We start from the raw sequence: 12,865 nt of genomic DNA, 5'->3' as shown, positions 1-12,865 counted from the left end.
CGCCATTACTACGGATAGATGTATGATGGTAAATAACAATGAAAATTGCAATTTTGGGCGCGATGGAGAGGGAAATTGCGCCAATTCTTGAGGTTATCAAACCCTATGAAATAAAGGAGTACGCCAATAATAAGTATTATCTGGCCTCATATAAAGGGCACGATTTAGTGGTTGCCTGTAGTAAAATTGGTAAGGTGTTTTCAACGCTCACTGCAATGGTAATGATTGAGCACTTTGGGGTGAAAGCATTATTTTTTTCAGGTGTGGCTGGAGGTGTTTCAGATAACATTTGTGTTGGTGATTTAGTTGTTGCCACGCAAACGGTGCAGCATGATATTGATATTACAGCGTTTGGACGGTTGAAAGGGGAGGTTCCGGGGAGTAAGATTTTTACTGAAACTTGTCAGCTTCTGAAGTCAAAGCTTAAAGTCGTGGCTATAAAAATGGATCTTCCACTCAAAGAGGGGATTATCGCGACAGGTGATCAGTTCATTCATAGCGCACAGACCAAACGGGCAATTATGGAACAGTTTGATGCGCACGCGATTGAAATGGAAGGCGGTAGTGTTAATTTAGCGTGCCATGAGCTTAATGTACCTTGCCTGATTTTGCGCGCTATCTCTGATACCGCTGATGGTCAAGCCGTGAATGATTTCCCCAGGTTTGTTGATATGGCGGCAAAAAGATCAGCAGACCTTATTTTGGCTCTGGTTGAAGAGCTTTAAAACACACGTGAGTTCGACTTAGTCGCCACTTTTATGAATATAAACCACCACGGGCGTTAGTAGAAATTGACGCAGAAGTTAGATGCAGTTACCAAAGAAATATTAGAACTTTTGGGTGAGGTGCACTCATGAGGTGCTTGCATTTTCGGATCCTTACGAATACACTCAGGGGCAATATAGCCGCTATGCCTCTGATTCACGCACACTTTAGCGGCTTTTGCGTTTTTTTAAGGAGGCTTCAATGGCACAGTTTAGATTAACCGCTAAAATGGCGAGGCAGAACAGGCGATTAAACTACTGAAAGAAAAACGCGTGGCCTTAATCACCGCGGTAGTCACAGGCAAAGTTGACGTAAGGGAGTGTATGTGATGTCGATTGAAAATCAATCTCAATTTATTATCTATCAGACTGAGGCAGGTAAAACCAAAATAGAAGTACAATTGCAAGATGAAACCGTTTGGCTCACTCAAAAAAGCATGGCGGAGTTATTTCAGGTTGCAAAATCAACTATTAGCGAACATATTAAACATATCTATCAAGAAGGTGAGCTTGACCAAATTTCAACTGTTCGGAAATTCCGAACAGTTCAATTTGAGGGTGAGAGACAGGTAAGTAGAGCCGTTGATTATTATAACTTGGACATAATTATCTCGGTCGGTTATCGGGTTAGGTCGCATGTTGCAACGCGTTTTCGCCAGTGGGCAACTAAGCAGTTAAAAGAATATATTATTAAGGGCTTTGTGTTAGATGATGAGCGTTTAAAAAATCCTGATCAGCCTTTTGATTATTTTGATGAGTTGCTAAGGCGTATCCAAGATATTCGCACATCCGAAAAGCGGTTTTATCAAAAAATAACGGATATATACGCTACCAGTGTTGATTATGATCCAACACTTGAAACGAGTATCACCTTTTTTAAAACCGTTCAGAACAAATTTCACTGGGCTATTACAGGCAAGACAGCTGCTGAAATTATCAAAGATCGAGCCAATCCCGCTTTACCTAATATGGGATTGACTAATTTCAGAGGTGACAAGCCGCGCAAACAAGATGTGACGATAGCTAAAAATTATCTGAATGAAGAAGAATTATCCGCGTTAAACAATTTGGTGGAGCAATATCTTGTATTTGCAGAGGGTCAAGCGATGCGACGAATTCCGATGACTATGCGGGATTGGATTAAAAAACTAGATGGCTTTTTAGGCTTAAACGATCGTGAAATATTAACGCATGCAGGGAAAATATCCCATCAAATGGCAAAGCAGTTAGCAGAGCAAGCTTATGATACATTTCATGCTAAGCAGATAAAGCATGACGATCAGCTGTTAAGTGATTTTGATAAAGTCATTGATCAATTACCAAAGGTAAAAGCCAAAAAATGAGTACAAAGCATTATGAGAAAAAATCGTGGGACTTTAGTGATGAATATGCCGAATGCAAAAATCATATGTGATAAAACCGACTAGTTAAGCCGAATAGCCAAGAAAAGGAAATAATATGCGTCCAAGCCAGAGAAAAGTCGATGAAATGCGTCAATTGACGATTATTCATAACTTCACCAAACATGCAGAAGGTTCTGTGTTAGTGGCTTTTGGCGATACCAAGGTGCTTTGCACGGCATCGGTATTAAAAGAAGTGCCAAAGTTTTTAAAAGATGCTAAACAAGGATGGTTGACGGCAGAATACGGTATGCTGCCGCGTTCAACGCATTCACGCATGGATAGAGAAGCTGCAAGAGGTAAGCAGTCAGGCAGAACGCAAGAAATACAGCGACTGATCGGTCGTGCGTTAAGGGCTGCGGTCGATTTGTCTCAGTTTCCAGGTGTTACGATCAAAGTGGATTGTGACGTGTTGCAAGCCGATGGAGGGACAAGAACAGCAGCCATTACAGGAGCTAGCCTTGCGATTGAAGATGCGGTGAGCTACATGCAACAAAATGGGCTTATTGATGGCAATGCAAAGCCAATTCAGGCTCATGTTGCTGCGGTCTCTGTCGGGATATACAAAGAAGTGGCAGTGCTTGATCTGGATTATGCGGAGGATTCTGATGCAGACACGGATATGAATATTGTAATGACACATACGGGGGGTATTGTTGAAATTCAGGGTACTGCTGAAGGTAAACCTTTCTCAGAGAATGATTTTCACGCCATGCTTGCCTTAGGAAAAACGGGCATCAAGGAGATTTTCAACCATACGCGGAATTTTAAGTTTTAGGTGCACTACATACGCCCTAAAACATCTTTTGAACCCATTCTTTATTTACGCTCTAACCTGTTGATAAGGTAGTTATTGATCTGGCACAGAATCTCCGTATCCTGCTTCTTTAGCTCATTGCAGGCGATTTTTAGTGGCTCACTTGAGATGAAGACCAAGCGCTGCTCGAGCACTTCAATTTTCTTCAGAAAAGCTTCACGTTTTTGCTGTAAGCCAGCAAGCACCTTGTCATGGTTAGCTAGCAGACTCACATGATCGGTAGTTCGATGCTTACTATCTTGCAGCGTGCTGAAACTGACTTCCTGCTCTTGATAATTCCATTTTGGCTTTTGCAATCCATGCTCGGAACGGGTGTTTTGCGCTAGCGTTTGTTGCTCGGCTTTTGTTTGCGATTCCAACGGGTTGGTCGCAGCGCTTTTTTTCCTTTTCAGAGAAAGTGTTTTTCTGATGGGTATGTCTGTCATGAATGTGGTTCTTTTATTGGTTATTAACAATACTGAAGGTGGTCTATTAAATTATTGAGCAAGTATTGCGCTTGCTTTTAAATTTAGCTGTCCTTATAATACACAGCTGATTGACAAGATCAATAAAAACAGTGCTCAGAACATGATTTGATGGGGAAATTTTTGTTCTGTGCGTTTTATAATTCAATAACGAAAATGATAAAAGAGGAAAGTATTATGTCTGCGACTATACATTATGGTAATGCACATAAATCGGATGTGCATCAACAAGATTTACCGTTACGTGATCACATCAAAGAGGTCATTGCAACTTATTACAAAAATATGGTTTCTCAAGGTTCTAAACCACAGAATGTGTATGAGCTTGTGATGGCTGAAGTCGAGTTGCCTTTGATTGAAGCGACAATGGAATACACGGGAGGAAATCAAAGTCGTGCAGCAAAAATTCTGGGTCTTAACCGTGGTACGTTCCGTAAGAAATTATTTCATTATGGAATGTTGTAACACTGGCGATGAGCTGTGATTTAAGGCTACCTCGGGTAGCCTTTTTTATTTCAGCCAAGAAAAAGTTTTAACTCGTTAAAATCTTCAATGACCTGTAATGCTCCCAGTGAGTGCAGATCAACCCCGTTTGCATAACCATGGCTAATAAGGACATAAGGCATGTTGAGTGCTTGTGCACAGTAAGCATCATTAGCAGAGTCTCCAATCATAAGGCTTTGCTGAAGGTGGGCGTTTAGTTGTTTAAGCGCATAGGCTAATGGCGCAGGATGTGGCTTGTAGAACTCAGTGGTATCGCCGCCGACAATACAATCAAAATATCTGGCTAAATCAAGGTGATTTAGTGTTTTAAGCGCGTGGTTCTGCTCTTTGTTTGTAACAATGGCCATGGAAATTCCCTGCTTCCTAAAGTATTGAAGTGCATTGATCACGCCCGGGTAAATGTGGGTATGGCGCCCCATAACAGACTCATAGTTATCCAGGGTAAGTCGTAAAGCATCTTTGGCATAAAGCCTGACCTTATCATCTGGCAAGTCAAGTGCTAAAACCTTCTGGGTAGTGGTCGGCAAGCCTTTACCAATAATGCGTGCAGTAATGCTATCACTGATGGGTGGGAGATCGAAATGCTCACGCATTCTATTAAGCGCGTAAGTGATGTCGCTGAGGCTGTTAATAAGTGTGCCATCTAGATCAAAAAATAAGTAACGGTAGTCAGTTTTCATTATGCTTTTGCAGTAGGTTATGAATAGCCTCTTTGATCGGATCATCTTCGAGTGTGTTTGCCAGGTTTTTAAAGGCAAGATGTGCTTGCTCGGGGAAATGTTGCGTATTTTCAGTTGTTTTGACTTTTGGTTCAAAGACGAGAATAAGCTCAAGTGTGCGCAGATTAGTAAAATATTCACTGGTGTTAAGAAGCGCAACAAGGTCTTTTTTTAACTCACGAAACTTAGCAATAAGCTCAGGGATTTCTGTTTTTAAAACGAGTTTAGTCCCATTAAAAAAGCACACTTTAGTATGATTAAAATAGGGGATCTTAAAGTTTAAGAGCTTTTGCTGAGTCGTTGTCGCTGCTTCATGCTGCTCTCTGATTGTGCGTAAAAGTGAGGGCTTTTTACTGTTTAAAAGCGCGCTAACTGAAGTGTTATACCTGCGGATCATTTTGATGCACTTGGCTTTTGTTATGGGGTGAGTTGAAGTATAATCCAAAACCAGTTGTGTGGAAAAGCCCTATCTGAGACATCGATGATTATAAGAAAGCTATTTGGCAGTCGCAATGACCGCTTGATTAAAAAAATGCAAAAAACAGTCAATAAAATTAACGAACTGGAACCTGAAGTTGAGAAGCTAAGTGATGACGCCTTAAGAGCAAAAACAGACGAATTCAAGGAACGTTTAAATAATGGGTCAACCGTGGATCAGCTGCTGCCAGAAGCTTTTGCTGTGGTCAGAGAGGCGGCAAAGCGTGTCAAGGGTATGCGTCACTATGATGTGCAGCTTATTGGGGGGATGGTGCTGCATTCTGGGAAAATTGCTGAGATGCGCACAGGTGAAGGTAAAACGCTGGTAGCAACTTTACCTGTTTATCTGAATGCCTTGACGGGCAAAGGGGTACACGTTATTACGGTGAACGATTATCTGGCATCACGTGATGCCGAAATTATGGGACAAATTTATGGCTTTTTGGGAATGACAACAGGTGTCATTATTGCTAATTTATCCCCTGATCAGCGCCGAGCTGCATATGCTTGTGACATTACGTATGGTACTAACAACGAATTTGGCTTTGATTACCTGCGCGATAATATGGCATTTAGCAAAGCAGAGCAGGTGCAAAGAAGTCGCAATTTCGTGGTTATTGATGAATTAGATTCCATCTTGATCGATGAAGCAAGAACTCCGCTTATTATTTCTGGCGCCTCTGAAGATAGTTCGGATATGTATCTGCTTTTTAATCGCTTAGTTCCAACCCTGGTAAAACAGTCCGATAAGGAGGCAGGTAATGGTGATTTTTATCTGGATGAAAAGTCAAAACAGGCTTATTTGACCGATGAAGGTCACACAAAAATCGAGGAATCCCTGATCAAAGAAGGGGTACTTAATGAGGGGGATAACTTATATTCACCGCAACATGTAACAAAAATGCACTACTTAAATGCGTGCCTACGTGCACGAAGTTTATATCAAAAGAATGTTGATTACATTATTCGTGACCAGGAAGTGATTATTATTGATGAAAACACTGGGCGCGCAATGGAGGGGCGGCGCTGGTCAGATGGTTTGCATCAAGCGATTGAGGCTAAAGAAGGGGTAAGAATTCAAGGGGAAAACCAGACCCTGGCATCCATCACATTTCAAAATTTCTTTAAGCTTTACAATAAGTTATCAGGGATGACGGGAACGGCAGATACCGAGGCGTTTGAGTTTCATGAAATCTACGGTTTAGAAGTGGTTGTGATTCCCACTAATAGACCATCGCAACGCCAGGATCATCATGATTGCATTTTTGGGGATCAGAAAGATAAATTTTTGGCAATCGTTGAGGATATTAAGGAGCGTGTCGAAAAAGGTCAGCCAATACTCGTTGGGACCGCATCGATTGAGACTTCGGAGATTTTGTCAACACTGTTGCGAAAGAAAAAAATCAATCATGAGGTATTAAACGCAAAACAGCATGCCCGTGAAGCTGCGATTATTGCTCAGGCAGGATATCCTGGGAATGTGACTATCGCAACCAACATGGCAGGTCGTGGTACGGATATTATTCTAGGGGGAAATTGGGAGGCGGAAATCGCAGCGCTTGAAGAGCCAGCGCAAACGCAAATCGATGAGATAAAAGCTGCATGGAAAAAGCGTAACCAACAGGTCATTGAAGCGGGTGGGCTATGTATTTTAGGTTCTGAGCGTCATGATTCCCGTCGTGTGGATAACCAGTTAAGAGGGCGCGCGGCTCGCCAGGGTGATCCAGGGGAGAGTCGTTTTTATTTGTCGATGGATGATAATCTCTTACGGATTTTTGCTTCTGAGACTTTAGCAAATCGCATGAAGAAAGCGTTATCTGGTGGTGAGTCAATCCAGTTTGGAATGATGACGCGATTTATTGCCAAAGCACAGGCTAAAGTTGAGCAGTATCATTTTGATATTCGTAAAAACTTACTTGAATATGATAATGTGGCGAACGAGCAGCGTCTGGTTATCTACAAGCAGCGAGAAGAGCTGTTGGGTCGGGATGATGTTTCTGAAATCATTAATAACATGCGTTACGATGTGGCAGAGAAACTGTTTCATGATCATGTTCCTGCGGGTTCTATGGAAGAGCAGTGGGATCTGGAAGGCTTGGAAAAAGCATTGCTGGGAGACTTTGCGATTTCATTGAACTTGCAGAAGCTGCTAGGAGAGGATGATCATTTGCATGAAGGACGCCTAAAAGAAATTGTTATCAAGTCGATTGTGGATGAATATCAGCAGAAAACCGAAAAGCTAGATGAGAAATCAATCAGACAGTTTGAAAAAATCAGTTTAATGCAGGCACTGGATACCCATTGGCGGGAGCATCTAAATGCGATGGATCACCTGCGCAACAGTATTAATCTGCGAGGATATGCGCAGAAAGATCCAAAAAATGAATATAAAAAAGAATCCTTTGCGTTGTTCTCAAGCATGCTGGATAACTTTAAATATGAAGTCATTTCCAATTTGGCAAAAATTAGAATTCAAGCGCCAGAAGAAGCTCAACGAATGGAAGAAGAATGGAAAAATTCCATTAGAAACATCGAAGCACAGCATGAAGATGTTTTAAGTGGTAGTGCCTCATCCAGTGAGGAGGAAGAAAAGGCACTCTCTGCACATCAACCATTTGTACGCGATACAGCAAAGGTTAAGCGGAATGATCCATGCCCTTGTGGTTCTGGTAAGAAATACAAACAATGTCATGGCGCTTTAGCTTAATAATATACTACCCCAAACTGTCAAGACAGTTTGGGGTAGTATATTAAATCAGTTGACCTTGCAGGACTTGCTTCTATCAACAATGGGGCTGCAAAACTCCCCTTCACTTGCGAGGCGGGGTAGTAAAATGCTTAAGGTAGGGTCATTGGCATAAAGGTATTAATCAATTTATTATTTTTTTGCACGTAAACAATAATTTTTAGCGGTGAAGCTATTGTTATTAGGTGCTAAATCAATTAATCTTTTGCCGGATATTAACCAATAGCTAATGAACAATGTTTCAAAATAGAGGGAAACGATTATGGCTGCAACAATGCATTATAAATTAAAACCAAATGGCGACTCAGCGGAGACTTTTCCATTGCGAGAGGTGGTGCGTAAGCGAGTACAGCACTACTACAGGATGGTGGCGCAAGAGGGACTGAGTCCTGAATCTGTGTATGAGCTTCTCATGGAAGAAACCGAGTGTCCTTTACTGGAAGCAACCATGGCCTTCACTGGTGGCAACCAGAGTCGTTCTGCACGTATTCTGGGGCTTAATCGCGGAACATTTCGCAAGAAGCTTGAGCAATATAATATGCTGGATAGTGAAGAAGAGTCTCCGTTAAAATAATTTTTTATTCGTGTTTGATAATTTGCCCTTTGCTGACTTTGGTATACTCGTCGTGAAATGATTTACGCTAGGTGCACTGGGTTATACAGAATAAGTGGGGATGCCTGGCTAGTCTTGAGTAAACAACGCATCGATAAAATCATCAGCATTGAAGGTGCGAAGGTCGTCTATTTTTTCACCAATGCCAATAAAGCGAATCGGTAGGGCAAGCTTTTTGGCAATGGCAAAGATAACTCCACCTTTCGCCGTGCCATCCATTTTGGTTAAGGTAATGCCCGTGACGGCTAAAATCTTGTTAAACACTTCTGCCTGCGTAATCGCATTTTGTCCTGTGCCTGCGTCAAGCATAAGCATCACTTCATGTGGTGCGCTATTGTCAAGCTTCTTCATGACCCGTGCGACTTTCTTAAGTTCTTCCATAAGATTATCTTTAGTGTGTAAGCGTCCTGCGGTATCGGCAATGACGACATCAATTTCTCGTGATTTAGCGGCCTGTATGGTATCAAAAATAACCGAGGCACTGTCTGCCCCTGTGTGCTGTGCAATCACAGGAATATGATTGCGTTCTCCCCAAACCTTAAGCTGTTCAACGGCAGCAGCACGAAAGGTATCTCCTGCAGCGAGCATGACGGACTTGCCTTCACTCTGGAATTTCTTGGCAAGCTTACCGATGGTGGTTGTTTTACCTGCACCATTGATTCCAACCATTAAAACCACATAAGGCTTATGTTTTGTGTCAATGATTAATGGGGCTTGACACGGTGCAATAATCTCTTTAAGTTTTTGCTTTAAAAGCTCAATCAAAGCCTCCATCGTTTGCAGTTCGTGGCGACTGACCTTGCTGCGCACAGTTTCGATGATTTCTTGAGTGGCTTCAACGCCAATGTCAGCGGTTAAAAGCTGCATTTCAATCTCATTGATCAAATCATCATCGATGATTTTTTTACCCAATAACAGATCCCCAATGCCAGCACTGAGTTTACTGCGTGTTTTTTTAAGTCCCTCTTTTAAGCGTGTAAAAACACCACGTTTTTCATTGCTTTGTTCTGTTGTTGAGGTAGCAACTGCTTTGTATACATTCATTGGCTTTCACGACCGAGGCTTGCGTGGAATCTGGGGTGATTATTATGGCTGGGCTGCTAGGATTCGAACCTAGGTATGACGGGATCAAAACCCGTTGCCTTACCGCTTGGCGACAGCCCAATGTTGATAGTGAAACCCGCTTGGTTAATGGGTTGTCATCGCTCGACAGGTGCAAAGTTTAATGTTTTCACTATCCAGCTGTCAACACCTTTTTTTAACTTTTTCTGATTTCGCAAAAGCAGGTTGTAATCTGTGCTAAGAAGATAAAAACAAGCCCCGGTTCCCGTTAATCTCAGGTCATCTGCATTGGGTAAGCTTTGCAGTTCATTCCAGACTTTGGGATACAGTTTAATAATCAGCTCAAGAAACACATTCTCATATAGCAGCGGATTGGCAACGCTTGATTGATCTAGTGGTGTTTGATGCCTGTTCAGCTCTGGATGATTAAACAATACTGCGGTGCTTGCATGGAAGTCAGGTTTAATGATAAGTGCGTACTGCTCAAGATAGGCTTTTGCTGTTAGAGTCTCACCGATGCCTTCAGCCCAGGCGGCTTTTTGATAGATAAAAATCGGCACATCAGCCCCCAGGCTTTGTCCGATTGCACGCAGCTTCTCACTGGATAAGTGACAATGCCAAAGTGTATTCAATGCAATGAGCGTAGTCGCAGCATTACTGCTTCCCCCCCCAAGACCAGCTCCCATCGGGATATGTTTATCAATATGAACATCAAGACCTAAACAGTGTTGCGCATAAGGTTTTAAGGCTTGCGCTGCTTTATAGACAAGATTATCTTCATCTTGTGCGATGCTTATATTGCTCGAGAGCCTGATCTGATCATCCCGCCTTCTTGAGAAATGTAAAAAATCTTTCAGATCAATAAATTGAAACCAGGTTTGTAAATTGTGATAGCCATCATCGCGTTTGCCGAGGATGTGTAAAAATAGATTAACTTTGGCATAAGCAGGATAGGTTACGGGTTCAAAAGCCATGACTTGATGATCAGTGTAATTTTCAGGTCATCACCATAGCGAAATATCATTTTTTCAGCAAGTGGGTATTTAGCATCATACAGCATGTAATGACTGTATTGGATTTTCCAGCCTTGTTGTGACAGGGTTTTTATCAATCCGTAATCATTAAAGGTGTTTTGATATGGAAGTTGAGGAATAAAAAGCCCACGAGCCCAATAATAAAGCCCATCAAGTGGTAGACTCCAACCCAGTTGTGATTGCATTAAGCTTTTTAAGTCCTGGGCTTGTATCGTTTTTTTGTTACTACGCACAAGCTTTACCTGCTGTTGATTACCAGAAAAAATCGTGGCTCCCATGCCCAAGGGTCCATAGATTTGTATCCAAAAATTATCGTTGTTTTGTTTCCAAATAAAATTAGCCGATTCACCTCTTTGATCGATGATGATTCCAATGACGCCAGAGGCTTGCCAATGGTTAAGGCTGGCTAGATTTTTCTGATAAGCCTGCCATTGTATCTGTGGCTGATTTGTGGGAGTGAGGGGGGATTTAGGCGTGCTGATGGTAGTGCAGGCACCTGTCAATAAAACAACTGTAATGAATAGAAAACGCAGTATCATTTTTAGTGTAAGCATCACTATAAACCAAACTCCTTTTTATGTTGCTGCATCACTTCATAGTAATTTTGTGCATTGGCTCTAATGTAGGATTTTTCGTTGTCTTTGAGTAGTCTTGCCTGTTTGGCAGGAGAACCAACATATAAGAATCCTGATTCAAGATGTTTTCCAGGTGCAACAACGGATCCCGCTCCCACGATCACATCATCTTCAATGGTTGCGCCATCAAGAATGATCGCCCCCATGCCAATGAGTACGCGATTGCCAATATGGCAGCCATGAATAACGGCACCATGCCCAATCGTAACCTCATCACCAATGCGTACATTAAACCCATGCCCTGGATTATCAAAGAACTGTGTGGTGTGAATAACCGAGTTATCCTGAATATTGGTTTTGCTGCCGATAGTAATGTTGAGCAAGTCCCCACGAATGCTGACATGGGGCCAGATGGAGCTCATGCTGCCAATGTTGACATCACCCGTCAGCGTTGCCATTGGGTCAACAAATACATCATCGGCGATCTGGGGAGCTTTACCGTTAAATTTACGCACAGGCATAATGCTATCTTCTTCTATTTTGGGATAGGAGCAGGCAATATAACATAAGCATGCTGACTTAGACAAACTGTCTGACCACAACTGGACTTAAGCCTAAACTTAAATCAAGCTCTCAAGCTCGGTAACCAGCTGCTCAATCGCAGGATATTCAATTTTCTCTCCAACTCGTCTTTCATTATTAAAATGCATGCTCACAGCAGCAGCCTCGATAAAAACTGACTTTCTGCCAAGATTATTAATGATATACCACAGTGTTCTATCTAATGGTTTTATCCATAAAAACAACGAAGGAGGAACGATTCCGCCAGCTTTTGCTTCTTGTAGCAGGGCGGCTATGACTGTATTGATGTACGCATGTTGCGACACGATGGTCTGAATTGTTTCATGTTTATAATGTTGCGCAACCAAAGCTTTAATACTATGGATTAACTGACTTTTTTGCTGTGTGGTCACCTTGCCATTCTTCACAACGGTTGCGATACCTTTTACAAAGCTCTCCGCCTGCTTCCTGTCACCAACGATATAAGTACAACAAGCAGCCAGTATTGCTGACTGACAAAAATTAAGTCTTCCTAACGTTGACCATTTGTCACCTAATTGCTTTAAAAATAACTGATATGTTTTATTCCTATCAAGCTTCTTATGCTCGGAAATTAATCGATTTTTTCTTACAAACTCAAATGGAGATAATCCCATCGACCAGGCACCAGAAGTCAGTTCCATTTGTGACAATTGCAGATTAATAACGGATAAAGCCATCGGGTTATACTCACCAGTAAACTCAGTCAGAGTTTTCATATTATGGGGTTTTTGATAGTAAGACTGGGGGTGGTAACGGTATAGTATTATCACCATAGCGGCACTGAGGAGAACGAGAGGATATCTTAATGCAACACCAATATCGATACACAGATAATAAATATTTTTTAAGGTAACCTGATCATGATTTATCGTTAATACCCAGTCAATCACTTTCTTATATTTGGGCACAAAAGCAGCAATGGTTTTTAATTCATAAAACTTCCATTGAAATAACACTGCTAATATTTGAGCCTTGAAAAGGTAATAGGTCAGCAGCAAGGCAATCAGGATGACCACAATAATATAGATAATGGTCATTTCGCTGCCCTCGGCGTTGTGATTGGATTGAGACATAAATTATCTACCTC

14 protein-coding genes and 1 tRNA gene are annotated in these 12,865 nt (G+C 41.8%); 6 read left to right on the top strand and 9 right to left on the bottom strand.

Annotated features, from left to right (window positions below; all coding sequences use genetic code 11):
* Window positions 1-38 precede the first annotated feature (38 nt).
* The 3 genes from CU053_RS04260 to rph all read left to right on the top strand — a co-directional run bounded on the left by CU053_RS04260 (window position 39) and on the right by rph (window position 2,942).
* Window positions 39-725, top strand: coding sequence for a 5'-methylthioadenosine/adenosylhomocysteine nucleosidase (locus CU053_RS04260; RefSeq protein WP_100550900.1), 687 nt, complete (start codon window positions 39-41; stop codon window positions 723-725).
* Between the two features lie 368 nt (window positions 726-1,093).
* Window positions 1,094-2,107 (top strand): virulence RhuM family protein, encoded by a 1,014-nt coding sequence (locus tag CU053_RS04255; protein WP_100550899.1) that lies wholly within the window; start codon window positions 1,094-1,096, stop codon window positions 2,105-2,107.
* Between the two features lie 115 nt (window positions 2,108-2,222).
* Complete coding sequence (rph, locus tag CU053_RS04250; RefSeq protein WP_100550898.1) at window positions 2,223-2,942, top strand: ribonuclease PH; 720 nt, start codon at window positions 2,223-2,225, stop codon at window positions 2,940-2,942.
* Between the two features lie 41 nt (window positions 2,943-2,983).
* Here rph and CU053_RS04245 read toward each other — a convergent pair whose 3' ends face one another.
* Window positions 2,984-3,406 carry a hypothetical protein gene (locus CU053_RS04245; RefSeq protein WP_100550897.1) on the bottom strand — a complete coding sequence of 141 codons (423 nt, stop codon included), beginning with the start codon at window positions 3,404-3,406 and terminating at the stop codon, window positions 2,984-2,986.
* A 216-nt stretch (window positions 3,407-3,622) separates the two neighbouring features.
* On the opposite strand from CU053_RS04245, the gene CU053_RS04240 reads away from it, so the two are divergent.
* Window positions 3,623-3,910 (top strand): helix-turn-helix domain-containing protein, encoded by a 288-nt coding sequence (locus tag CU053_RS04240; protein WP_100550896.1) that lies wholly within the window; start codon window positions 3,623-3,625, stop codon window positions 3,908-3,910.
* 50 nt (window positions 3,911-3,960) lie between these two features.
* Here CU053_RS04240 and CU053_RS04235 read toward each other — a convergent pair whose 3' ends face one another.
* Both CU053_RS04235 and CU053_RS04230 read right to left on the bottom strand, forming a co-directional pair.
* Complete coding sequence (locus CU053_RS04235; RefSeq protein ID WP_158106997.1) at window positions 3,961-4,629, bottom strand: HAD family hydrolase; 669 nt, start codon at window positions 4,627-4,629, stop codon at window positions 3,961-3,963.
* On the bottom strand, window positions 4,619-5,065 hold the full coding sequence (locus CU053_RS04230; RefSeq protein ID WP_100550894.1) for a hypothetical protein: 447 nt from the start codon (window positions 5,063-5,065) through the stop codon (window positions 4,619-4,621). The genes CU053_RS04235 and CU053_RS04230 overlap by 11 nt, the downstream gene beginning before the upstream one ends.
* A gap of 84 nt (window positions 5,066-5,149) precedes the next feature.
* On the opposite strand from CU053_RS04230, the gene secA reads away from it, so the two are divergent.
* Window positions 5,150-7,852: a preprotein translocase subunit SecA gene (gene secA, locus CU053_RS04225; RefSeq protein WP_100550893.1), complete on the top strand. Its 2,703-nt coding sequence runs from the start codon at window positions 5,150-5,152 to the stop codon at window positions 7,850-7,852.
* Window positions 7,853-8,153: 301 nt separating this feature from the next.
* Window positions 8,154-8,465, top strand: a complete 312-nt coding sequence (locus tag CU053_RS04220; RefSeq protein WP_100550892.1) for a helix-turn-helix domain-containing protein — start codon at window positions 8,154-8,156, stop codon at window positions 8,463-8,465.
* 108 nt (window positions 8,466-8,573) lie between these two features.
* Here CU053_RS04220 and ftsY read toward each other — a convergent pair whose 3' ends face one another.
* The 6 genes from ftsY to icmP form a co-directional block, all read right to left on the bottom strand.
* Complete coding sequence (gene ftsY / locus CU053_RS04215) at window positions 8,574-9,548, bottom strand: signal recognition particle-docking protein FtsY (RefSeq protein WP_100550891.1); 975 nt, start codon at window positions 9,546-9,548, stop codon at window positions 8,574-8,576.
* Between the two features lie 45 nt (window positions 9,549-9,593).
* A tRNA-Gln gene (locus tag CU053_RS04210) sits at window positions 9,594-9,668 on the bottom strand.
* Window positions 9,669-9,703: 35 nt separating this feature from the next.
* Window positions 9,704-10,540, bottom strand: a complete 837-nt coding sequence (gene ispE, locus CU053_RS04205) for a 4-(cytidine 5'-diphospho)-2-C-methyl-D-erythritol kinase (protein ID WP_100550890.1) — start codon at window positions 10,538-10,540, stop codon at window positions 9,704-9,706.
* On the bottom strand, window positions 10,522-11,154 hold the full coding sequence (lolB, locus tag CU053_RS04200; RefSeq protein WP_100550889.1) for a lipoprotein insertase outer membrane protein LolB: 633 nt from the start codon (window positions 11,152-11,154) through the stop codon (window positions 10,522-10,524). Before lolB ends, ispE begins: the two co-directional genes overlap by 19 nt.
* A 2-nt stretch (window positions 11,155-11,156) precedes the next feature.
* Window positions 11,157-11,762 (bottom strand): gamma carbonic anhydrase family protein, encoded by a 606-nt coding sequence (locus CU053_RS04195; protein ID WP_325063829.1) that lies wholly within the window; start codon window positions 11,760-11,762, stop codon window positions 11,157-11,159.
* 33 nt (window positions 11,763-11,795) lie between these two features.
* Entirely contained in the window at window positions 11,796-12,851 is a 1,056-nt protein-coding gene (icmP, locus tag CU053_RS04190; RefSeq protein WP_100550888.1) for a type IVB secretion system coupling complex protein DotM/IcmP, read from the bottom strand.
* Window positions 12,852-12,865 lie beyond the last annotated feature (14 nt).

The organism is Caedibacter taeniospiralis, from assembly GCF_002803295.2.
Classification (GTDB): domain Bacteria; phylum Pseudomonadota; class Gammaproteobacteria; order Francisellales; family Francisellaceae; genus Caedibacter; species Caedibacter taeniospiralis.
The sequence above is the reverse complement of the archived record's forward strand: the minus strand, read 5'-3'. Positions and strand labels throughout refer to the sequence as shown.